A 25,046-nucleotide genomic window follows, 5' to 3' on the forward strand; every position below is an offset into this window, starting at 1 on the left:
CAATCGTTTAAAATTGTCCAATCCCCCAAACTATTGCACATATAACGTAGGGTGTATCGCCTTTTGCATAATGGTCATTGAACTTAAGTATTTTATTATATCCGGCTTCTAATTTTAAACTAAAGTATCCTTGTGTATAATGGTATCCGTAGTACATGTTGGGATAACTATACTCATGTAATTTAATTTCTGTGTGAATACCAGCTCCGTAGGTAAATGAGTCAAAGATTTTATACTCTAAATCATTGTCCTCGGAAGATTTGTACTTATTGCTTTCTAAATTGCTTCCAGATATTGAAACATATGGAGCTAAATGAAATCTATCATTTCTAATTATAAAATATCCGCCTTTTATTCCAGCATCTATGTAAGGGAATTTGTCATCCACTTTAAAATCAAGTGTATCTACTTCCGAAACCGCAATAAAAGGTTCTTTCAATTTCAAGCTTGTTGCATGCATATATAAAGAAGTAAAGACTTTACCAATATTTATATCCATTGCCATATTGAAAGAGGCGTTGTTTGCAAAGTTCTTAGATAGATCATCTGTTGTAAATATCATACCTGAACCGAATGAGAAACCCCATGAAGCTCTTATCGTTTTTGCTGGCAGAAAGCCCTTTTCAAATGATTCATACTCTTTGTTTTTAAAATCGCGTTTATAGGATTCAAGTTTTTTGTTATACTCATTATCAGTACCTTCACGCTCAATAAATGTAATCAAAATATCAATAAGTCTTTTTGCTTGCTCATTAATCTGTGAACTATTGCAATTTGATAGAATCTGTTGGCTATTTTTCAGAATCATATCTTGGAGTTTTGGGATTAAATACTGGGAATTAGGATATATAACACGGTCTTTATTCTTCTCATAATCAAGCATAAGCGCGTTTGTTGTTTCTCAATCATTGGCTAACATATTGATATAAAAATCCTCTACGTAATAAAAAGATGAGTATGGTCCATCTTTTGTTTGTGCTGTCAGATAATCGTAAATCTCTTTAACTTTAGTTATGTTCCCATCGTTTAATTCTTTAATAATCAAACGTCTGCCGTTTAGCACTAAAATTTCAGTGCTATCTACGTAAGAGGCGATTTCATTGGCTATTTGTGTAAATGCGTTACTATACAATAATAGTATTGTAGTTAGTGTTAACAGTGTCTTTTTCATACGTTTTATCTATTAGTCAGTTACATTAATTGTTACAGTTTTTTCATCTGATTTTAGTCCATTGTGGGCTCTTAAATCAATAATATAATTTCCTTTTCTTTTATAAATATGGGTAGGATTGGTTTCGTTACCAATAGACATATCTCCAAAGTTCCATGAATAAGACTTTGCGTCAGTTGAAAGGTTTGTGAATTTTACTTCTTGTCCAGCCTTTGGTTCTTTGGGCTCCCATGTGAAATCAGCGACTGGTTTTTTTCCACAACTTGTCATAATTAATCCTAAAGCCAACCCCATTAAAATTTCTCTTGCTTTCATGTGTTTATATTTTTTCGTTTAACTGTTGACAATATGACAAGTGGCTGTTTGCGGAGCGCGTCTGTATCCCTCGTTGAAAAAGTTTAAAGTGGGCTACAATGCCCGAATTTACTAGAATACCCGCCATTTGCTATATTATGTGTTAGGCAAAGTTTTTCATTCTCATTTATTCTCTTTTCTGCAATCATTTATTTAACCGTAATAGAATTAGACTTTGATAAATCAATTAAATCCGTATTAAAGATATTTTCGTTTGTCTTAATCTCAATTGATGAAGTCTGATATGTTTCATTGCTAATTTTCTTAAACGATGCAATCTTTGAAGGTGAAGGTGCTACCTTTTTGGTAATCCTAATATTAGGCATGTCATTAAACATTCCTTCAATATATCCCTCAAATTGATACTCTCCTAAAAAATATGCTGAATTTGGTTCAATTTTTATCACATTAGATATCGTGTCTGAATATACCAAGTTTTTGTCGCCAGTTAAAATAACTCCAGAAAAAGACAATCCAGCCATTGGGTTATGAAATTGATTTACATTTGCTAATCCAATAGTTTTTGTAATTGTTTTTGTCGAATCATTAAATACTATAGATTTAGCAATCGTTGGTTCCTTGATTGTTATTAGCAGAATTCGATACTCACCTGGCTCAATGTTAAAATACATATTTGTAAATTCATCATCTCTGTAATCAGGTGCGATAATCTTTCCTGTATTTATTTCTTTAAAATAGAATTTTACATCCCTTGATGAACTCATATTCATTTTATAATCAGCAGACACGGCTATTATCGCAGTATTAACACTGGAAATCATTGTGTTTTTAATCTTTGGAACTGTTGATAATTGAACCATACAAGAACTTAAAAGAAGGAATGGTACAATACGTACTAACTTAAAAGAAATCAAGGTTTTAGTTTTAGTCATAATCTTTATGCTTTAATAATATTTTTTATCGGCTAATGTGTCGACTTAAAATTTTGCACAACGTTTTGCGTTAAATTCTAGTTGCCGATTTCGGAGCCGTTTTCCTGTCGAGCTACACACTGCTGTTGCGGGCTGCGAACTTCTTTGTCCGAACTAAGCCGGCAATTAAATTTAGTGTCGTGTTACCAAACGTATTTATTTGATTATAATCTTTTTACTTAATATCTTTTTTTCTGTCTTAACTTGAATAAAGTACATTCCGACAGGAATATCACCAATCCACAATTTATTCTGATTTCCAATTATTCTTTTTTGTAATCTTCCTTGCAAATCAATTATTTCAATTGACTGAATATTTTCCAACTCAATGTTTAAATAATCAGATGCTGGATTAGGATATATAAAATTTGAAACTTGAATCTCTCTGTCATAAATTCCAGTTGTAGCTTTAAAATTTCCTAGACTATCGGACAATATTAAATACATATCGTATCCACCATTTGTTAAATAATCCGTAGCACCAATCATTGCAAACTTATTTTCATTTATTTCAATCAATGAACCTGACATTTTATTTCCAGGGTTGTCCAATACTTTTGTATATAAAGTATCGCCAGTATTATTCATTTTAATAAAAAACAAATCACGAATTTGCTCTGCACCATTTGTTCCATCCGATAGATTACCGAATACATATATATATCCACTACCTGTTTCAATAATTGATTGCCCAGTACCTGAACAATATAATTCCTCAGAGTCTTCCCATAAATTAATTTGCCGTTCCCATAATATATTTCCAAGATTATCAATTTTGGAAACTAAAATGTCTTTTCTACTTTTTATTAAATCGTATTTATCTCCAGTAATAATTAATTGATTCGATGTATTTTCAAGCACTTCATTACCAACATATATTCCTTCATAACTATAAACGGTATCAATTAATGTATTCAATTCAGAATCAACTCTAACTAAAAACAAATTCGGCATTCCATCATTATAGCTATATCCAGTAATAACAATATCATCATTACTTGTTTTAATAATATCATTACCATTTTCAAAATCATAATCAGCGAAATTAAATATCAATTCATTTATTAGTTCTCCATTAAAACTAATTTGTTTCATTACAATGTCTGAATAGAAAACGCTGTCAATACCACCATCTGGAATTGTATCAATGTGGCTAAAAGCTAGTTTACTTCCTGTTAACAAGAATGATGTGTCATTATATAAAGTTCCCGAAGAAAAGGAATAATCACTATTATGCTTTATCCAATCAATTTCTCCATTATTGTTAATTTTCATAATTCCGCCATTTTCTCCAACTAAAATGTATTTATTATCTGGGAGTTGAACAATATCAATTCCAGAATTATAATAGTTAAAATCATAGGTCTTGGTTAAAATTGTATCACCTTTTAAATTACACTTAACAAAATAGAAAGAATATTCTGCACCCCATCCAAATAATACAAGGATAGAGTCATTTTCTTTTAATATTTTTTGTCCGACTTCGTTTTGAGTTTTTCCAAAAGTGCGATCAAAATATTCTTGAGAATACGATTTACTTAAAAGTGCAAAAATCAATGTAAAGATGATGACTAGTTTTTTCATGTGTTCCTCGTTTTTAATATGTTTGGTAACTTATAATTTACGTAACAAATATAATACATTCGTAAATATAAAACTTATAACTAATTGTTAATTGGAAAGTTTTACAACCGTAATCCCGTCTCCTCCGTGTTCAACATGTTCATCGGATATTTCGGCGACTTTGTTTACCGAACGCAAGTATTCTCGTATAACCTGTCTAAGTATTCCGTTTCCGCGACCGTGCAAAATTCGCAGGTCGTGCGAGCCAAACATTATAGCGTTGTCGATAAATTCGGCGACAATTTGTATTGCCTCGTCAGCGTATTTTCCTCTCACATCAATATAGGGTTTGAAAGAGAGTTGTTTTTTTGAAAATTCGCTGCTATGCATCGTCGGGCGACTTGCTCTCGATTGCTTGCGAGCCTTGTTGTTTGAGATATATTCAAGTTTTTCAGGCGATACCGTGGTTATAAAATCGCCAAAAGCAATAACCGCTGTCTTTTCCGATATTTCTAATATTTGCCCAATAGTGTTTTGTCCAACAATGCGAACGTAATCGCCTTTCTCATAGCTTTTTATCTCTTGTTCGGAACTCTTTTTATTGTTTGCTATTTTATGCTTACGCGCTATTCTGTTGACATGCTCGATACGTTGCTCCAACTCATCTTTGTTTTGGCTGTCTCTGCTCTTTAGATTATCTCGCAACAGGTCTAAATCCTTACGTGCTTCCGCTGTTTTCTCTTTATCGGCTTGCGACTCTTTGATTTCGCGTATAGTGTTCTCTATCTTCCTGTTAACGCCGTCTAAAAGTTTTTCGGCTTCGGAGGTTGCCTTTTGCTTAATATCAGATTTTAGTTTTTTTGCCTCATCAAGGAATGTAAGCTGTTTTTGGATAACCTCTTCCAATCGCTTCTCCTGCTTTCTGATTTGGTCGCGCTTCTCTTCCCAATATCGTTTGTCACGTAATATTTCGCGAAGGTGTTTGTCAAAGTTAACAGTATCTTCTCCCGCTCTTTTTTTGGCATCGTCGATTACATCGGGCGAGAGACCAATTTTATGAGCAATTTCGATGGCAAATGAGCCACCGGGCTTGCCCTGTTCGAGCTTAAATGTTGGCTCAATGCGTTGAGTATCAAACATCATGGCTCCATTCATAATGCCCGATGTTTGCGACGCATAATGCTTTAAGTTGCTGTAATGCGTTGTGATTACGCCAAATACACGATTTTGGTTTAGTTTATCCAAAATCGCCTCGGCAATGGCTCCGCCAATAATTGGCTCCGTACCGCTACCAAACTCATCAATCAAAACCATTGACATTGAGTTGCAATTGCGTAAAGTGTTTTTCATATGTAGCAGGTGCGAGCTGTAGGTCGATAAATCGTTATCAATGCTTTGGTCGTCACCGATATTTACAAACATTTTTTGGAAAATCCCAAGAGTACTGCTTTCACAAGCTGGGACTAACAATCCGCACTGCATCATATATTGTAAAATGCCTACTGTTTTGAGTGCCACAGACTTACCGCCGGCGTTAGGTCCTGATATAAGTAAAATTCTGTTTTCTGAGTTCAGTGAAATATCAAGCGGAACGACTGTTTTCTTCTCGGAAACAAAGTTCAAATGCAGTATCGGGTTAATCGCCAATCGCAAATCGACTATGGGGTCTTCGACAACCTCAATTTTTGTAGCAGTCATAGACATTGCCAAAAGAGCCTTTGAACGTGTAAAGTCGAACATCCCAAGAATATTGTAAGACTCCAATAAATCAGGAACATAGGGTCTTATTTCGTCAGCAAATGCTATCAGAATACGCCGTATCTCGCGTTTCTCTTCGAGCATATCTTCACGTATCGAGTTGTTTAATTCGACAGCAGCGGAAGGCTCTATATATACAGTTTTTCCAGTGGCAGACTCATCATGAACTATCCCTTTAATTTGCCGTTTATGTGTAGCTAGTACAGGAATCATTAAGCGACCTTCGCGTATAACTGGTTGTAAATCAGAATCTACCCAGCCAGAAAGTTGGGCTTGTTTGAAAATCTGTGTTACAGTTTTTGACACATGTTGCTGTTTCTCTGAAATGGAGCGTCTAATTTGTGCAAGTCCGGGCGATGCGTTGTCGCGTACAGTTGCGTTTTTGCCTATAATTTTATCGCACAGGTCGTAAACAAAGGGGTATAGCTTGAGCTTTTGAGATAATTTTGTAAGGTTTGGATACTGTTCTTGTCGCTCATCAGATTTAAAAAAGAGTGCAATTGCTTTTAGGGTTTTTAGCGACATTTTTAGATTTAAAACCTCTTCGGGAACGGGGAAGGTTCCGTGTGGCTTAATCCTTGCAAATACAGGTCTTAGGTCGTGATAGTTGTCTGTAGGAAAATCGTGTTGGTTTTGAATTATTCTTACAAATTCAAATGTCTGGTCGCGTTCTAACAGAACCGAATTAAAGTCGGTCATAAAGGACATTGAGAGAACTAACTCTTTGCCTTGCTCGCATAAGCATTTGTTTAACAACTTATTGCGAATAATGTCAAATCCTAATTTCTCTTCTATCTCTTTTGGATATAGCACCTTATTTTTTTAGACAAAGTTAAATAGCAAATGCGATTTTGCAAATAGGAGCGAGATGCTGTGTAAAAGGTTAACGATAAACATGGACAAATCCGCTGGCTTTGTGTTTATGACCGTCCCAACCCTCTCCCAGAACAATGTAAAAATATACACCAGGTTGTACCATCAAGCCATGTCCCATTCTGCGTCCGTCCCAACCTTCCCAGTCATCGTCATCACCAATGTATTCGTAAACTTTATCGCCGGCACGGCTATAAATATATACCTCTAATCTTTTTATTGACCGTGTTCCTTCCATTGTGTTGTCTCCGCTGCCGGTTGTATTCTCTTTATCTTTGAAAGTGAAAACATCGTTAACGCCATCCCCCGAAGGAGTAAAAACATTAGGAAGTTCGCCCAATGCGCTGTTATATACCGTAATATAGTTCAATATTGAATCGACACTTACGCATGCCTTTTCAGTATCAGAGGTAAAGAAAGATCTTCCTGTAGCCTTTAGTTTCACGGTATAACTTCCTGCGTCAACATATACAATAGAGTCTAAAGGTTCAAAATTGTGGAATCTTCTCCAAACCGTGTCGGGGCGATTTGAAAGTGACTCAGTCCTGTGCCATAGCGACCATTCATATGATACAGCATTTTTACTCAGGTTTTTAAACTGAACTTTAAAAGGTGCCTGTCCTTTAATATTTATTTCGCTTTCGGGTTTATCTTCGCCGTCTATTGACGCTACAAAGTCCGCTTCAACGCTAATGGACTGATATATCATTGTATCAACAGCATAGTGTCCGAGAGTGTCAGATATTTGAACAATAATCCTGTAATGTTCTTGTTCTCGAGGGATCGGAACAATTCGCGGAGCGAACGGAGGTGTAAAGGTACGTTGAACAGTATCTGGAATCCATGCATCATCGTATGTAGGATCCAGAAAATCTATTTGCCAATTATATCGTACTTTATTATTTAGCACTGTCTCTACATGGGGTAGAATATGCCTATTTAGGTAACGAAACTGTTCTGTTGTGAGTATTCCCTGTACTTTCAACTCATCGCAATCGGGACGATAAAAAAGTTTTGCACGCATATTATCGGCAAATAGAGCAAAATAATATATAGTATCTGTCTGACTATTAGTTACTTGAAGTTTATAAACGCCAGAATTGGTTGTGGTAAATTCTGAAACAGTCTCATTTTGATCAATTTGTAGTGTATCCCAAAAACCGTCAACGTCAACTTTTAGTTCTGACCAGGTAAATGTTGAGCTTAAGTTATTGATATCACGACCAGTGGCTTTCATTTTTAAATCCCAGCCACCTTGTCCGGGTCCGTAAAATACATAAATCGAATCCTGCTCAGCTTCAGGGCTGTAATTGGTAACAATAACCGTATCGGGTGATATGACAGTTAGTTGCGCCGATAGCTTTACATTAATCGTAATAAATATGAGTAAAAATAATATGTACTTTCGCATTAATATAGTTCTCTGTGTTTTAAATATTGGCTTGTGTGTTAGTCGTACAAAATAATTGTGGACTTCTTTAACGAAAACCTTGCAAAGTTATTATTTTTTTTGGCAGTATAAATATTTAAAGAGTAAAAGGAGAAAGGTAAAATTAGAAAGTTGGTGTACTGTAGTTCTTCGACTTCGGACACTAACAATCTTTTAACTTTACAAACTTTTAATTTTTAACCGTCATTGACCATTGCCTTGGTTTTTTTACTAACTTTGTCGAAAAGAGTCGGAATGGTTAGCGTAGTTTTAAGCACCGCGTATTTTCCTAATATACAATATTTTACAAAAATAATTTCTAATGAGATAGTTTTTATTGAGTATCACGAACATTTTATGCGTCAGAGCTATAGAACACGTAGTTGTATATATGGTGCCAATGGGCTTCAATCGTTAAATGTTCCTGTTGAAAAATACTCAAATAACACTAAAATATCGGAAATAAAGGTTGCTTATTACCCTGAATGGCAAAAAAATCATTGGAAAAGCATTATGTCGGCTTATAAAAATTCGCCCTATTTTGAGCATTATGCCGATAGTATAAAACCAATATTTCAAAGAAAATATGAATTGTTAGTCGAAATGAACTTAGAGATATTGCAAACGTTAATTAAAATTTTGAAAATCAGTGCAGATATTAGAAAAACTGATAATTATGAAACATCGGTTGATAACGATTGGAGGAACGGTATTCATCCTAAAAGGCAGTATGAGAAAAATGATGATAGTTTTGAACCGTTCCAATATTATCAGGTTTTCGCCTATAAATATGGCTTTATTCCAAACTTATCAATACTTGACGCCATTTTTTGCGAAGGACCGGCAACGATTAATATAATAAATAAATCGATAAAAGCTGTTTAATCAAATTCAAAATCACTATATTGACAGCCTGAAATATACATAGCAATTTATGAGCCGTTTTATTCTTGTTATAACCATCATATTTCTGAATATTAGTTATTTAGCTGCGAAAAAATTTGACCAGCTACAGTTTGTTAGATACACAACAGAACATGGTTTACCTGTTGGTACTGTCTGGAAAGTTTATCAAGATTCATGCGGCTATATTTGGTTTGGTACTGAAAATGGGCTTACTTTTTTCGATGGTTTGCAGTTTAAAACATTCTCTACTAGTGGTTCAAAAGTAAAATCTTTGAGTAATAATAAAGTTTACGACATTATTCAAGGTTACGATAAAAAGACATACATAGCAACTGCTGAAGGGATAAACGTATTTGACAAAATATCGGGGAATTTCTCTGTTTTAGAGATTAACGATACAGTAGTCAATTATCAAAATCAGCCTGTTAGGAGTCTTTTTGTTGAATCTGATTCAATTCTTTTAGCTGGATATCAAACACTCGGACTTGTACGTATCAATCTAAAAACAAAAAATGCAACAATTGTTAAACTAGTTGACGGCAATTTATATGTCCGTTCAATAGCAAAAACAGATGATCAAAAGCATTTAATATCAACTTTTGGGAAAGGTTTTTTTGTAATTGATCAAAATGGAAAAATTGAAAACTATCGCGTATGTGATAGTCACAAAGACCCAGTTGAACTTGAGGGACGAAACCGTGTTAATCAGGTGTTTGATCATAATGAAAAGTACAGTTTGATAGCTACTGAACGAGGTTTATTTAGGTTCAATAAACGTAGTAAAACTATTTCTGAAGTAGTTATTACAAGTCTTAAAAATAAAAACGGAGCAGCTCCACAAGTCAGAAAAATATTGCGAGATAGTAATGGCGACATATGGATTGCGACTTACGCAGGATTACTATACGTAGAAAATAACAACATAGAAAGCGGACACCTGTTTGAAACAGAGGAAAATAGTGAGTATTGTATATCAAGTAACCGACTACTTGACATAATGGAGGATAAGGGAGGCTCAATTTGGATAAGTAATTTTGATGTGGGAGTTAATGTTATACACGGGACAGATGTGCGTTTCCATCATATTTGTAAATCAGACGCTCCGAACTCACTTCCTGCAAATATTGTAACAGCTTTTGAAAAACTAGATAGTCGCAGAATGCTAATAGGTACTACCGGAGGAGGTATATCAATATTTAATATAGATACAGACGATTTTATTAATCTTAATCAAAAATATAAAACGTTAAGTAGCAGAGTATTATCTATACATAAAGATAGAGCAGGAATAATATGGATTGGAACATGGGGAGAAGGACTACAAAAGTTAGATATCGAAACCGGAAAAGTAAGTTCATATAAAAAAGGACATGATCAAGACAAATCTCTTGACAACAACACGGTTATTCAAATAGTCCAAGACGATGCAGAACACTTGTGGATAGCAACATTTAGTGGTTTAAATAGACTAAACATTATAACCAACGAAATAGAGCAATTTGATGAATATTTAGGAATAGGGAATACAGCCATATACACTATATTCAAGGATTCTGACAACTCTCTTTGGTTGGGAACAAACGGGAAAGGTCTTATATTATTTCATCCCAAAACGAAATCTGTCGAACGATATGTAACCGATGAATCCGATTCGCTTTCAATTGCAAGCAATACCATATATTATATAACAAAAGACACGCAAGGTAATTATTATATAGGTACAGAAAAAGGTATATCGGTTTTGAAATCGGGGAAAAACAAGTTCTATACCATTGATGAATCGCATGGGATTTCAAACAATATTGTTTGGGCAATAATTGAGGATAGCAAACAAAACTTCTGGATTAGCGGAAACAAGGGAATAACCCGATATAATTCCAACCTAGAAATATCAAATCCCGAAGCTTTTAAAACTTATGGAAAAAAAGATGGCTTAAGAAGTCTTGAGTTTAGTCAAGGAGCATATTACTATGACAAGAGCTTAAATCTTATATACTTTGGTGGCATACAGGGTTTTTATTACTTTAATCCATTGAAGATTGAGCCTAGAAAGTTTGCGCCCGAAATACAAATTACCTCGATAAAGGTTATGGATAATGAGTATGATTCTGACACATCGGTTACATTTATGAAGTCGTTGACACTACCGTACTCAAAAAACTTTTTATCATTCGAGTTTGTAAGTCTCGACTATTTTGAACCAACCAATAATCTTTTTCAATATAAGTTGTCGGGTCAGACAGAAAAATGGTCGCAACCAAGTACAAGAAATTACGTGTCATTTCCTGACTTGAAAGAAGGAAGTTATGTTTTACATATTCGTGGAACTAACAGCGAGGGGTATTGGAGCGATAAGCAACGCTCAATAAATATAACCATCACCCCACCTTGGTGGAGAACCAACGCTGCATACATTTCATATGTTTTAACAATAATAATAGGCGTTTTAAGTTTTGTACGGTGGCGGACATATAAGCTTGCACACGAGAAAAAGGTTTTGGAGGCAATTGTTGCAGAGCGAACCAAAGAGTTAAAACAGAAAAACGAAGATATTACAGCTAGCATTCAGTACGCAAAACGAATACAGCAAGCAATAATATTTCCTAAAATTACTGAATTCTTACGCGTTTTTCCTGAATCATTCGTCTTTTTTAAACCTAAAGATATTGTAAGTGGAGATTTTTTCTGGTATGGGAAAAAGGGTGATCGTCAATTTTTTGCCGCAGCTGATTGTACTGGTCATGGAGTTCCAGGTGCATTTATGAGCATTATTGGAAATAATTTGTTGGAAAAAGTTGTGTATGAGTACGGAATGTCAGAGCCACACGAAATACTCACTCAACTTGATATAGAAGTAAAAAGAAACTTAGGTCAGAAAGGCCGTCGCAATGATACGTTTGATGGAATGGATATTGCCCTGTGTGCTATTGATGAAGGCAGTAACAAACTTCTTTACTCGGGAGCTTATCGACCCTTAATGTTAATAAGAAACAACGAAATTATACAATATAAAGCTACAAGAGGCTCTATTGGTGGAAGTCAAATAAAACAAGAAAAAATATTTGATACCGAAATAATTGATCTACAGAAAAATGATACTATATATATCTATTCTGATGGAATAACCGATCAGTTTGGAGGTCCACAAAATAGGAAATTCAGCTCTTCAAATTTATACAAAACTCTGTTGGAGATACAAGATAAATCCATGTTGGAGCAAGAAGTCATTATTGAAAATATCATGCGCGAATGGTTAGAAGGTTACGTACAAATTGATGATATTATACTGACAGGTGTTAGATTTGAAAACGTATAGCCTAAAATATACCAGAAGTTCATTTTCATTATAATTAAAAAAATAAATACTTTTGTAAACTTAAAGTCAAATTGATTACAAACCAAAATAGCACTTTCCATGACTAAAGTTTTCGAATCATTAATAAAAAAACCATTAAAAGAACTTGACAACAGCACAGGAAAAGTATTTAGAACTTCGTTTTATTATATCTTTAAGTTATTAGCAGTCATAGTTTTAATACTTGGATTGTATTTAATAATTAGTGGGCTTTTTGGTAAAACAGGATATTTTGCAACACTTAAGGGTTATTTTTCTGGTTTTGAGTTAACAAGATCAATAATATGTTTTATTATAACCATTGCACTAAATTTTCTAATGTTTTTTGCTGTAGCAGGAGTTCTTTGGTACCGTGCAAATGATTTTAAAACCCGTGAGTTCTACAACGTCCTTTTTATTTTACCTCGTTTGATAAAAATATTTGGTGAAGCTGTTTTTTTGCTTCCAGCCATAGCGTCAACCATATCATTCATTGCAATATTATTTGCAGCTATTCCATACGCACCAATTGAGGGTTTAATTAGCATTACAGGCGGTTTTAGTACGAATCTTATAAATAACTTTATTGGAAATACTTTCAGTGCGATGTTTGTACAAAACTTCCACGATTATATATCGCTGTTATTTAGCGGTGGGATAATGGGGCTTATTACAGGATTTGCCTTGTCTTTTGCCATTCTACTTGGAACATACATGTTAGCTGAATTCTTTGAACTTGTTTTTAAGTTTCTAATGCGTAAAAACGATTAAACGCCATGTAGAGACGGAGCATGCTCCGTCTCTACTTATTAAATATGGAAACAAAACCACATTTAGATATTTGCTTCTCTCCATTGCAATATAACGTTTATCACAGACCCGGTAATATAGTGGTTCTTGTAGATGTTATAAGAGCAACAACAGTTTTTGCGACAGCTCTATTCCACGGAGCAACAAAAATAGTAGCTCTGCAGGAAATTGAAGAGACCATGGAGTATGGTAAGATGGGCTACTTGACTGCCGGTGAAAGGGATAGTTATAAGTTAGAAGGTTTCGACTTTGGCAATTCCCCTTTAGAATATTGCAACGATAAAATAAAAGGCAAATCAATTGCAATAACTACAACCAACGGTACGCAAGCATTAAGTGTTGTTCCCGAATCGACAAAAGTAATTACAGGCGCATGGGTTAACGAAACAGTACTATTAGATTATTTAAGAAACTGTGATAAAAACATCTTACTACTTTGTGCAGGCTGGAAATTTGCCGACAGTATAGAAGACACACTTTTTGCGGGGCAACTCGCCTCAAAATTGCTTGCTGATAGTCATTATACAACTTCTGATAGCACACAAATAGCAATCTCGTTGGCAAATATTGCAAAAAACAATGAACTTGAGTTTATACTAAGTCACTCCCCGAGACTAAAATCAAAATATGATATGCTGAAAGATGATATCGCATATAGTTTAAAAAGAGATGTTGCTCCTGTAATTCCAAATCTTGTAAACAAAGCATTTGTTTGCCAATAATTATCAACACAATAAATGCAACAAATCAAAATTTTATTAAACAACTAATATTTTTCTTTGTATATTGCAATGCAGATAATCAAAAACAGTAACTTTGTAAGAATAACATAATAGAAGATATTTAAACATAGTTATTAATAAGCAGTATAAATTTAGTATAAACACAAATTAAAAATATAAACAAATGAAAACTAACAAATTATCTTTTTTACTAGCTATAGTATTAATTTTTACTATTTCAGCACATGGTCAATATGTGACCCCAGGAAACAATTCATCTTTTACGTTAACTGACTTGGTAAACGTGTCGACTGGTGTTGTAACCGGAGGGGACGGGCACTTTTTAATCAGTAACGCTCTTACAATTTCTGCAACCGACACACTTAAAATTCTTACTGACGACACGGTTTTAGTAAGTGCCACAATGCGCATAACAGTAGAAGGAGTTTTAATTTGTAATCCTCCTAATTTAGCAGTTTTTAGAGCACAAGACACAACTGCACCATTTGATGGGTTCAGGTTTAATGATTCTCACAATTCGTTATTGCAAAACGCATCAATTGAGTTTGCTGGAGGGAATAGGGTTATAGGTTCAAACATGACAATCAATAACTGTAGATTTTACAAAAACGCTTATAGTCAAACTAGCGGTGCAATTGATGTTTTTCAGTGCAATCCGACTATATCTAACTGTACATTCGATCAGAACCAACGTTGTGGAGTTTCTAGTGGAACCAATGCATCGGCTTCACCAAAGATTTTGAACTGCTATTTTTATAAAAATGGTACACTAAACCAAAACCGCCCACAAATAAATCTCGGGTCAGGCTCATCTGAGTCCGATACTGTAATTATTCGTGGAAATACAATAATTGGTGAGTACCCTAGAGTAGGAGGTATTTCGGCAGCCACACTTACGGGTGGACAACTAAAAATTGTTGTTGATTCTAACTATATTGTAGGCAACAGATACGGTATCAACATGCAGGGAGCAGGTGTGAATTATGTAATCACAAACAACGATATTATTGACAATAATTTAGAAACAAATCCCAACCTTGGAGGTAGTGGAATTAGCTTCAGTACGGGCAATTCCGGTATCGTATCGAATAACCTGATAACAGGAAACCTTTGGGGAATAACGATACTGAACTCAGCACAGCCTAATATTGGAGAGATTGAACCATCAGTTGTTAATACAGGTAAAAACCATATATACAACAACGGAAACAATGGTCAAACATATAATTTATATAACAACACTTCAGGACTGATAAAAGCACAAAATAACTACTGGGGCACCAATGATGTAGATTCTGTTGAGTTGGGTATTTTTCACTATCCAGACGATAGTACATTGGGATTAGTTGATTATTTGCCTATATATCAAAATAACCAAATGTTATCGTTTGAGTTAACTGACGGTTCTGTTAGTGCAACTGGTAACATAGAAGGAGAAACTATTACAGTACAATTTAACACGACAGTTAATGTTGAAAACCTTACAGCTACATTTACCGTATCGGACGGAGCAACAGTATTTGTAAATAATGAACAGCAAATATCGGGTGTGTCAACTCAAAATTTCAACGATACTGTTATTTATACAGTTGTAGCTGAAAACTTAGAAACAAGAGATTACTCAGTAGTAGTAACGATTTACGAAGCAAGTAACGAGAATCAACTACTTACATTTTCACTAACCGATGGAAATGAAACAGCAGTGGGTGTAATTACAGGTAACATTGTTAATGTTGATTTTGATTCAGAAGTAGATCTTTCACAATTAACAGCAACATTTACTTTATCAGATAGTGCAACAGCTTGGGTTAATGGAGAGTTGCAAGAGTCGGGCGTTTCAATTCAAAATTTCAGTGATACTGTTATTTATACTATTATGGCAGAGAATTTAGAAACAAGGGATTATGCAGTAGTTGTAACAGCTTATGTTCCAAGTAACGAGAATCAATTGCTCACATTCTCATTAACCGATGGAGAGCAAACAGCAGAAGGCGAAATTACAGGAAATGTTGTTAAGGCTGTATTTTTTGCATATACAGATCTTTCGCAGTTAACTGCAACTTTCACATTGTCCGATAAAGCGACAGCTTTGGTTAACGGTGTTGAGCAAGTTTCAGGCGAAACCGTAAACGACTATACAGATACGGTTACATACGTAATTAGAGCGGAGAACGGTGAAACCAACGAATATATAGTTATAGCTGAAATACATGTTGGCATCAATCATGCAAATATTGATGTGAAAATTATGCCAAACCCTGCTAATGAAAACGTTATGATTCAAAGTGACTGTAAAATATTGAACATAAATTTGTATGAAATTAACGGAAAACTAATAAAATCGTGGGAGGCCGATAGTGACAGTAAACTTATTGAAGTGGGAGATATTAGCGGAGGTGTTTACATATTGAAAGTCGAAACAGCCCAAGAGACTATTACACAAAAGTTAATTATTCATTAAAAACATAAGTTTGTGAGAAGGAATATTAGGAAATATTGGTTTGCTGTCAACTTATTGCTAACGGTTTTAGTTCTGCAAACAAATGTTGTTAAAGGCTCAGGATTAGCTTGTGCCAATACGTATGACCGATATTTCCTAATATTTGATAATGGACGAATAATCAAGCAGGATCATAACGTTGCGCAAAAGTATTGGGTAGGACACAATTATATTGCTTTTGTAGATTATATGAGTTCTTTAAGAGTGTATTACAACTCACATGCACTTGAGCTTACATCAGGTATTTCTGAAATTACTCCAGACGATTCGATGTTTGTGTGGTTGTCAGCTGGAACTCTTAGAGCATGGAAAGACGGGGAGGTTTTTTTAATAAACAGGTTTGTTGAGTTTTACAAAGTAAACGAAGGAACAGTTGTGTTTTTTGATCAAAACGAACGTACATTAAATGTATGGTATGATGGTCAAACTTACATTCTTGACGAAAACCATGTTGAATTCCCGCTAACATCTATGCAAATTAGCTATCAAACAGTTGCATGGCAAACTCCTGATTATCAGTTCAAACTCTTTTTTAACGGTAATATTATTAGCAAGCCAATTTATGAGGAGAACCTGTTGTATCAAACAGGCAAGCATTTCTGCGTAATTAACAACCCAGTCTCGCATGAATTTGAGATGCTTACCCCAAATGGAATATATACTTTAGAAAGTACTCATGCTAAGTGGTGGCAAACTAAATACGACAAATTATTATATCTATCAAATAGTGATGATTTGAAAGTTGTAGTAGGAGACTATAACTCAATTATTGGCAATAGTAAGCCAGAAATGAATTCGCTAACAAACAGAGGATTATATTATGATAGATCACAGCATGTTTACTATTATGAAAATCACATCGAACGATTTATAATCAATTATATCCCACATTATTATTACGTATTCAATGACTATTTTATGTTTCGTAACGAGCTAGGTCAAATTCAAATATGGGATAAGGGGGAAGAGGAGTTTCCTCCATTATCGCCCGCAGCAGAAATTACTCCCATGACCGATGTATTGGTCATAAGCGAGGCGACTAAAACATCGTTTTGGTATAAAAACAAACGGTGGGATTATCAATAATTCAAGGTACAAGGAACAAGGTAAAAGGTGCAAGTGGATTTCTTCTTGTACCTTTCTCCTTTTACCTTGTACCTATATTATAGTAGATTACTCGCCATTTCAGCCAAGGCACTTCGTTCACCCTTTTGTAAATGAACGTGCATAAACAACGGCTGTTTTCTTATTCTGTCGGTTAAATATGATAATCCGTTAGAACGAGCATCGAGATATGGAGTGTCAATTTGCTGAATATCACCAGTAAAGACAATTTTTGTTCCTTCTCCTGCTCGGGTAATTATTGTTTTTACTTCGTGTGGTGTTAGGTTCTGAGCCTCGTCAATAATAAAGTAAACGTTGCTAAGACTACGTCCACGAATATATGTCAGTGGAGTTATAACTAATCGTTCATCATTAAGCATTTGGTCAATTTTTTCCGATTGCTTACTGTGCTTTTTATTCGCTGTTTTAATGACACCTAAATTATCAAACAAGGGCAACATGTATGGACCTATTTTTTCTTTCACATCACCGGGAAGAAAACCAATATCGCGATTAGATAGTGGAATTATTGGACGCGCCAGCAAAATATGATCAAATTCGCTTGCCATCTCTAAAGCAGCTGCAAGAGCAAGTAAAGTTTTTCCTGTACCAGCCTTTCCCGTAATGCTTACAAGTGGTACTTGTGGATTAAGCAGTGCGTGAAGTGCAAATCGCTGTTCAATATTTCTCGGTTCGATGCCATAAGCAAAATTCTTAGTGACAGCGTGCAACTGTTGCGTTTCCATTTCATAATAGACAGGTATAGTTTGCTCGCCATCTTTTGAGCTGAAAATCATATGCTTATTCTCATCGGGGAGTTTTGGCAACGGAATATTTTTTGCTTCAACAGGCTCTTTTGTTTGGTACATGTTGTATATAAACGTTGGATCAATATTTTTTATCTCCTCGGCACTTGAAAAAATATTCATATCCGTAACCATGTCGGTTTCATAGTCTTCGGCAGGAATGCCAAGCGCTAATGCTTTGATTCTCAAGTTTATATCCTTTGAAACAAATATTACTGGCTCTTTTCTTTTATTCTTTACATATTCGGTTATAGACAGTATGTTGTGATCAGGAGTATTTGCAGGAAAATTGCTTTTAAGTATTTCTGAAAACTCATGATTTGGTTCAATATACAATTTGCCTAAACCTTTGCCGAGCGAGACACCATTGTTAAAAAGACCGTCTCCAGCAAGACTACTTAAATCGCGAGCAATTTGTCTAGCATTAAAATTTATTTGATCAAAGCCTTTTTTGAAATTATCAAGTTCCTCTAAAACGGTTATAGGAATTACAATATCATTATTCTCAAAATTTTGCAGACATTTAAAGTCGTGTAGTAACACATTGGTATCTAGTACAAATACTTTTTTCTTTGAAGCCATAGTTTAAAAATTATAGTTTTTGTAAAGTTAACAAATATCTTTGCAAAATAAATTTTCGAAATGTTAATTTTTTATGACATATCAAGAGACCTTAAATTACCTGTTTTCACAATTGCCAATGTATCAAAGAATTGGTGGTGCAGCTTATAAAGCTGATTTATCGACAACTCAAAAATTAGATGAGTACTTTAATCATCCACACCAGAGGTTTAAGTCGATACACGTTGCAGGTACCAATGGAAAAGGATCGGTTTCGCATATGTTGGCATCGGTTTTTCAAAATGCAGGTTTCAAAACAGGACTTTATACATCTCCCCATATGTTGGATTTTCGTGAGCGAATAAAAATTAATGGTCAAATGATACCTGAAAACGAGGTGGTTGAGTGGGTTGAGCAACACAAAGCCATTTTAACCAAACTATCGCCAAGTTTTTTTGAAATGACTGTGGCTTTAGCTTTTGACTATTTCGAACGGCAAAATGTTGATATTGCAATTGTGGAAGTCGGCATGGGCGGGAGACTAGATTCTACAAATATCATTACGCCGGAACTATCTATTATTACAAATATTGGTCTCGATCATACACAGTTCTTGGGTAATACTTTAGCCGATATTGCAAGAGAGAAAGGCGGTATTATAAAAGAAGGTATTCATGTGGTTGTTGGCGAATATAACAACGAAACATTGCCAGTTTTAAAACAGTTGGCAGATAATGCAAAAACTGTGTTAACAACTGCAGACGAGCAATTTAGACTACTGGACAGCAAAGTAGAAGAAAATGGCATTAAAAAGTTTTTTGTTGAGGATGTAAAAGAGCGCAATAAATTTGTTGTTGAGTTGGATTTAATAGGTTTATATCAGGACAAAAATATAATTACGTTTTTAGCGTCATTAACAGAGATTTGTAAAATATTTAATTTAGATTTCAAAGAGTCAATTAAGGCAGTTAAACATACTGCATCTACTACAGGATTGATGGGACGTTGGCAAGTTTTAAAACAAAAGCCATACGTTGTTGCCGATATTGCACACAATGCAGATGGAATAATAGAAACATTTAAACATGTCAAAGGTCTGAAATACAAAACCTTACATATAGTATTGGGTGTTGTTAACGACAAAGATGTAAAATCAATGCTAAAAATGTTGCCCGAAAATGCTAAATTTTATTTCACGCAACCATCGGTGCCACGTGCATTAGACTTTGAAAAATTATACGATTTAGCTAAAGCCGCAGGTTTCGATGGAGAAAAATTCCCAAAAGTAAGTATGGCTATCCAATCAGCAATAAACAAAGCTCAACCTGATGATATGATATATATTGGCGGCAGTGCATTTGTTGTTGCTGACGCTCTGCAATTAGCAATCGAGTTAAAAAGTTAAAAGTAATTTACGATAGCAATAAATCAATTGAATGTCAGGATATTGTAGAGACGTCATATTATACCAATTGTAATTTTAAAATAGTACAATCTTTTTAAAATTTTACAATTGTAAATGCCGATGTTACAGATACATAGTTCAAACGAACGATAGTGAGGTTTGGACTATAGTAGCTGTCCAATCGGTATTATGGCGTCTCTCTGCAATTAGCAATGAACAATGATAGGTGCAAGGAGCAAGGTACAAGGAGCAAGTGTAAGCCTTTCGGCTTTTTGGTGGACAACGCTTGCGTTGTCTATACTTGTACCTTTCACCTTGTACCATTTACCTTTTATACTATATTTGCGGATTGAAAATTAACATTAAATTATTAGTTATATGGATAATATTAAACCTGCAGAGATTGTTAGAGATATTACCTTAATGGGAGCACAGAAAGCCAAACTTCCAATTAAGGACATACTTATTCGTGGATTTTTAGCCGGAGCTTTTTTAAGTTACGCAACTACACTTGCTTTTACAGTTGCAACGCAATCCGGATTGAGCTATGTTGGAGCAATGGTTTTCCCCGTAGGATTTATTATGATTGTTTTGCTTGGTTTAGAACTTGTTACGGGAAATTTTGCAATCGTTCCAATGGCTGTTATGGACAAACAGATAACCATGCGAGGGCTTTGGCACAATTGGTTTTGGGGCTTTACTGCTAACTTATTAGGTGCACTATTTTTCGGAATCTTGTTTGTGCTTTATAGTACCAAACTGGGAACAACGTATAATTTTGAGACAGCAGAAAGACTCATTGCAGTAGCTACCGATAAGACATTAGCTTATAAACAGCAAGGTGCAGGCGGAATGGTTGTAGTAATAATAAAAGCTATTCTTTGTAACTGGATGGTAACCTTGGGCATTGTAATGGGAGCCACTTCAAACTCTACAGTAAGTAAAATTTTTGCAATTTGGATTCCGATATTCACTTTCTTCGCAATTGGCTTAGAGCACAGCGTAGTTAATATGTTTGTTATCCCAACGGCTATGATGGCTAATGCACCTATAACCATGTACGACTGGTGGATATGGAACCAAATACCTGTAACTTTGGGTAATATAGTAGGGGGCTTTGTATTTACGGGGCTCTTCTTACACCTAACCTACAAAAATAGATAGTTAAAGAGTTAAAAGTTATCCGTGTTTTCCAAAAAAAGAAATAATATCAAACTTTGTTATGTCCAAAGGATATTTTTTATATATTTGTTAATGAAAAGGTTGCATTTGGTAGTTGAAGCTATCAGTGTTTACTTTTCAGACAAAATTTTTTAATGTTTAACTAAATGAATAATAGTATGTAAATAAAATTGAAATATAAAATATAGCGTTTAGCCGAATTCTCTCATCGAAATCTACCAAATTTCCAAACTGAACGGGATATTAAGCGAAACGCCACGCCAAGGCGTGGTCGTTGCTTTACTTGTTCAGTGGGTTTTGGTAGAACCTCGATGAAAGTGAGCTTCAGACCACGTTTTTTTTGTATTAACCGAAAGCAAAAAAACAAATAAGTAAACCGTAATAAATTTATCAACATTAAAATTTTTAAATTAAACTAATATGGTTCAGCGAAAGCCAACGGGCTAACCACCCAGCGTGACAACAAAAATTTATTAATCTAATCAAAAAGTGGAGTCCAGAAATCACTTAAATAAACGGGGCGGAACTGAAAAGCCAGATGAGTAAGAAATTTAAAACAAACAAATATGAAAGTTTTTAGATTATTATTAGGTAGCCTTTTACTGTTAGGCGTAGCAACATTAAGTGGTTGTAAGAAAGAAAAAGAAGAAGTAAAAGTTGATAAAAGAGATCAATATGTTGGGACATGGAATTATACTCAAACAGGTAGCATGACACTTTATCATAATGGTGAAGCTGTTTACACTGTACCAATGGACGGAAGTGGAACAATGTCAATTACAAAATCTGGTGAAAATGATTTAATAATTGATGGAGTGAAATTTACTGTTAATGGTAACAATTTGACTGCTCCTACGCAGAGTCTAACCGATGCCTCTGATGGATTTAATTATGTAGCAACAATAACTACTGATAATGGCACCTTAGCTCCAAATGTTATTACTATTAATAATTCAATTACAGGAACATGGAATAACAGTGATGGAGATACAGGAAATCTTTCAGGTACATTAACAACCATTTTAACCAAGTAAAAAATAAATTAGATTACTAAAGTAGCCATAATGTATCAATCTTTGTTATGGCTTTTAAAGAGGAGTCCAGATACCTCTCTAATAAACGGGGCGACAGCGAAAAGCCTTATGAGTAGCATCATTTAAAAAAAATAAAAAAATGAAAGCATATAAATTTTCAATATTTGCAATACTTTTAACAGCGTTAATTTCATTTTCAAGCTGTTCGTATCGTTTAGTCGATTTTACAATAATAAGTTCAAAAAACCACTCTTTAAATCTTGACCTAAGCCAAGGAAAGCAGGTAGAAGGTTCAAGTAAAGGTTTTTTGGGACTTGGAGCAACGATTAAAGATGCTATGGATAAAGCATTACAAAGTGCAGGTTCAGAGTATGATTTACTTGTAAATGGAGTTGTAAGAGTACAAGATTACTTCTTTGTATCGGGGTATAAAGTAACAGGAACAGCCGTTAGTTCTGCAAAATTAAAAGCAATGTTAGGGGAAAAAGGTTTTGAAGAGTGGTGTAAAGCAAATAATATATTTGACCCTGAGCAAGCAGTAGTTATGAAATAACAAACAACCTAAAAGGGCGGAGAATCAAACTTCCGCCCTTTAATATAAAATTCGTGTAAAATCTGTTTAATCCGTGTTATCTGTGTTCTCTACTCCAAGTAAGTATATCCATACAATCCCGACCGATAATTCGATAAAAACTCTTTTCCCTCTTCGGTGGTTATTTTGCCAGCTTTTACTGACGACGTAACCCAAGTCTCAACGGTTCTTACCATTTTCTTTGGATTATACTGTACATATTCAAGTACTTCGGCAACGGTCTCACCATCAATAACCTGGTCGATTGTATATCCTTTTTTATCCACAGAAATATGCACTGCATTTGTATCGCCAAACAGATTGTGTAGATCGCCCAAAATCTCTTGGTATGCTCCAACTAAAAAGACTCCGATGTAATATGAATCCTTTTTTGGAGTGTGTATTGGCAAGTAGTATGAAAAGTTGCGTGTAGAAATAAAGTTTTCAATCTTACCGTCCGAATCGCAGGTAATATCTTGAATGGTTGCAGAGCGATTGGGCTTCTCATCATGTTGTTGTAAAGGAATAATAGGGAAAATTTGGTCTATCGCCCAAGAGTCTGGCAGAGATTGAAAAAGCGAGAAGTTACAGAAGAACTTGTCCGAAAGGAACTTAGGCAGTTGTCTTAATTCGTCGGGGACGTGCTTCATAACTTGTGTCATTGAGTATATCTCGCTTGCGATTGTCCAGAAAAGACGTTCAACCTGTGCTCTTGTTCTCAAATCCAAAAAGCCAAGGCTAAAGCGGTCTAAAGCCTCTTCGCGGATCTGTTGTGCATCATGCCAACTCTCAAACATTCGTGGTTGATTTAAGTTGTCCCAAATGGAATAAAGTTCTTTGACAAGCTCATGGTCAGTTTCAGCAGCCTCCTCGTCGTTATCCCATTTCGGAAGGCTTGTGGCTTCCAAAACCTCAAACACTAAAATAGAGTGGTGAGCAGTTAAAGAACGCCCCGATTCGGTTATAACGTTCGGGTGGGGGAGCTCATTTTTATCAGCTGCATCGGCAAATGTTGATACAGCATCATTAACATACTCTTGTATGGTATAGTTTACGCTACTGCCAGTCTCTGATGATCGTGTTCCGTCATAATCCACTCCTAAGCCTCCTCCGATATCGACAAACTCGATGTTATATCCTAATTTTGATATTTGTACAAAAAATTGTGCGGCTTCCCTTAAAGCTGTTTTTATGCGCCGTATTTTGGTTATTTGACTACCTAAATGAAAATGCACTAACTTTAAGCAATCGCGCATCTTGTATTTTTCTAATAAATCGAGAGCATCTAAAATTTCGCTTGACGATAATCCAAATTTGCTGACATCGCCACCGCTATCTTCCCACTTACCGCTGCCAGAGCTCGCGAGTTTGATTCTAATTCCTAGGTTTGGTTTGACTTTTAATCGTCTGGCTATTGTTGCGATAAGTTTAAGTTCGTTAAGTTTTTCGACAACCAAAAATATTCTGCGACCCATTTTTTGTGCTAGCAGTGCCAGTTCAATATAGTCTTCATCTTTGTAGCCGTTACAAATAATGAGGGAGTCGCTGTCGGTATTAATTGCAATTACAGCGTGCAGTTCTGGTTTTGAGCCAGCTTCCAAACCGATATTGAATTTTTTCCCGTGTGTAACAATCTCTTCAACAACAGGTTGCATTTGGTTGACCTTGATTGGATATATAATAAAAGTCTCTGCTTTGTAGTTGTACTCTTTCCGAGCTTCTTGAAAACAGCTTGCCATTTGCTCAATACGCATATCCAAAATATCGGGAAACCTGATGAGCATGGGAGTTGAAAGGTCTCGCAGTTGAAGTTCATCAACCAACTCTTTAAGGTCAACCGGGTGGTCGCCTTTTCTGGGAGTAACAACAACATTTCCTTTTTCATTTATTGAAAAATAGGGCGATCCCCAACCTTCAACGTTGTACAACTCCATTGAGTCTTCAATTCTCCATTTTCTCATTTTTTTCTCAAATTTTAAATTGGTTAAATATTAAGACTTTGTTAGCCAT

19 protein-coding genes are annotated in these 25,046 nt (G+C 35.1%); 10 read left to right on the top strand and 9 right to left on the bottom strand.

The features are described 5' to 3' along the window. Positions 1-7: 7 nt before the first annotated feature. From GX311_05565 to GX311_05595, 7 genes are all read right to left on the bottom strand, one after another. Positions 8-808: a hypothetical protein gene (locus tag GX311_05565; GenBank protein ID NLK15848.1), complete on the bottom strand. Its 801-nt coding sequence runs from the start codon at positions 806-808 to the stop codon at positions 8-10. Positions 809-901: 93 nt separating this feature from the next. Next, complete coding sequence (locus tag GX311_05570) at positions 902-1,171, bottom strand: hypothetical protein (GenBank protein NLK15849.1); 270 nt, start codon at positions 1,169-1,171, stop codon at positions 902-904. Between the two features lie 12 nt (positions 1,172-1,183). Then, complete coding sequence (locus GX311_05575; protein ID NLK15850.1) at positions 1,184-1,486, bottom strand: PKD domain-containing protein; 303 nt, start codon at positions 1,484-1,486, stop codon at positions 1,184-1,186. A gap of 188 nt (positions 1,487-1,674) precedes the next feature. Then, positions 1,675-2,307, bottom strand: a complete 633-nt coding sequence (locus tag GX311_05580) for a hypothetical protein (protein ID NLK15851.1) — start codon at positions 2,305-2,307, stop codon at positions 1,675-1,677. A gap of 306 nt (positions 2,308-2,613) precedes the next feature. Further along, positions 2,614-4,041, bottom strand: coding sequence for a T9SS type A sorting domain-containing protein (locus tag GX311_05585; GenBank protein NLK15852.1), 1,428 nt, complete (start codon positions 4,039-4,041; stop codon positions 2,614-2,616). Positions 4,042-4,128: 87 nt separating this feature from the next. Then, positions 4,129-6,591, bottom strand: a complete 2,463-nt coding sequence (locus tag GX311_05590) for an endonuclease MutS2 (protein ID NLK15853.1) — start codon at positions 6,589-6,591, stop codon at positions 4,129-4,131. 70 nt (positions 6,592-6,661) lie between these two features. After that, positions 6,662-8,062, bottom strand: coding sequence for a hypothetical protein (locus GX311_05595; protein NLK15854.1), 1,401 nt, complete (start codon positions 8,060-8,062; stop codon positions 6,662-6,664). A gap of 255 nt (positions 8,063-8,317) precedes the next feature. Here GX311_05595 and GX311_05600 point away from each other — a divergent pair, with 255 nt between their 5' ends. The 6 genes from GX311_05600 (at position 8,318) to GX311_05625 (ending at position 17,459) form a co-directional block, all read left to right on the top strand. After that, positions 8,318-8,965 carry a WbqC family protein gene (locus GX311_05600; GenBank protein ID NLK15855.1) on the top strand — a complete coding sequence of 216 codons (648 nt, stop codon included), beginning with the start codon at positions 8,318-8,320 and terminating at the stop codon, positions 8,963-8,965. A 49-nt stretch (positions 8,966-9,014) separates the two neighbouring features. After that, positions 9,015-12,302: a SpoIIE family protein phosphatase gene (locus GX311_05605; protein ID NLK15856.1), complete on the top strand. Its 3,288-nt coding sequence runs from the start codon at positions 9,015-9,017 to the stop codon at positions 12,300-12,302. Positions 12,303-12,401: 99 nt separating this feature from the next. Continuing rightward, positions 12,402-13,091, top strand: a complete 690-nt coding sequence (locus GX311_05610) for a hypothetical protein (protein NLK15857.1) — start codon at positions 12,402-12,404, stop codon at positions 13,089-13,091. A 44-nt stretch (positions 13,092-13,135) separates the two neighbouring features. Next, entirely contained in the window at positions 13,136-13,852 is a 717-nt protein-coding gene (locus GX311_05615; GenBank protein ID NLK15858.1) for a 2-phosphosulfolactate phosphatase, read from the top strand. Between the two features lie 184 nt (positions 13,853-14,036). Beyond that, a complete protein-coding gene (locus GX311_05620; protein ID NLK15859.1) occupies positions 14,037-16,334 on the top strand; it encodes a T9SS type A sorting domain-containing protein in 2,298 nt (765 codons plus the stop codon). A 12-nt stretch (positions 16,335-16,346) separates the two neighbouring features. Then, on the top strand, positions 16,347-17,459 hold the full coding sequence (locus GX311_05625; GenBank protein ID NLK15860.1) for a hypothetical protein: 1,113 nt from the start codon (positions 16,347-16,349) through the stop codon (positions 17,457-17,459). A 77-nt stretch (positions 17,460-17,536) separates the two neighbouring features. Here the strand turns inward: GX311_05625 and GX311_05630 are convergent, their stop codons facing one another. Beyond that, complete coding sequence (locus GX311_05630) at positions 17,537-18,865, bottom strand: PhoH family protein (GenBank protein NLK15861.1); 1,329 nt, start codon at positions 18,863-18,865, stop codon at positions 17,537-17,539. Between the two features lie 73 nt (positions 18,866-18,938). On the opposite strand from GX311_05630, the gene GX311_05635 reads away from it, so the two are divergent. The 4 genes from GX311_05635 to GX311_05650 all read left to right on the top strand — a co-directional run bounded on the left by GX311_05635 (position 18,939) and on the right by GX311_05650 (position 23,018). After that, complete coding sequence (locus GX311_05635) at positions 18,939-20,249, top strand: bifunctional folylpolyglutamate synthase/dihydrofolate synthase (GenBank protein NLK15862.1); 1,311 nt, start codon at positions 18,939-18,941, stop codon at positions 20,247-20,249. A gap of 378 nt (positions 20,250-20,627) precedes the next feature. Next, positions 20,628-21,413, top strand: coding sequence for a formate/nitrite transporter family protein (locus GX311_05640; GenBank protein ID NLK15863.1), 786 nt, complete (start codon positions 20,628-20,630; stop codon positions 21,411-21,413). Positions 21,414-21,997: 584 nt separating this feature from the next. Continuing rightward, positions 21,998-22,465, top strand: coding sequence for a hypothetical protein (locus tag GX311_05645; protein ID NLK15864.1), 468 nt, complete (start codon positions 21,998-22,000; stop codon positions 22,463-22,465). A 139-nt stretch (positions 22,466-22,604) separates the two neighbouring features. Then, entirely contained in the window at positions 22,605-23,018 is a 414-nt protein-coding gene (locus tag GX311_05650; protein ID NLK15865.1) for a hypothetical protein, read from the top strand. An 89-nt stretch (positions 23,019-23,107) separates the two neighbouring features. Here the strand turns inward: GX311_05650 and speA are convergent, their stop codons facing one another. Next, positions 23,108-24,997 (bottom strand): biosynthetic arginine decarboxylase, encoded by a 1,890-nt coding sequence (gene speA, locus GX311_05655; GenBank protein NLK15866.1) that lies wholly within the window; start codon positions 24,995-24,997, stop codon positions 23,108-23,110. Positions 24,998-25,046: the final 49 nt, after the last annotated feature.

Source organism: Bacteroidales bacterium, assembly GCA_012519055.1.
GTDB lineage: Bacteria > Bacteroidota > Bacteroidia > Bacteroidales > Salinivirgaceae > JAAYQU01.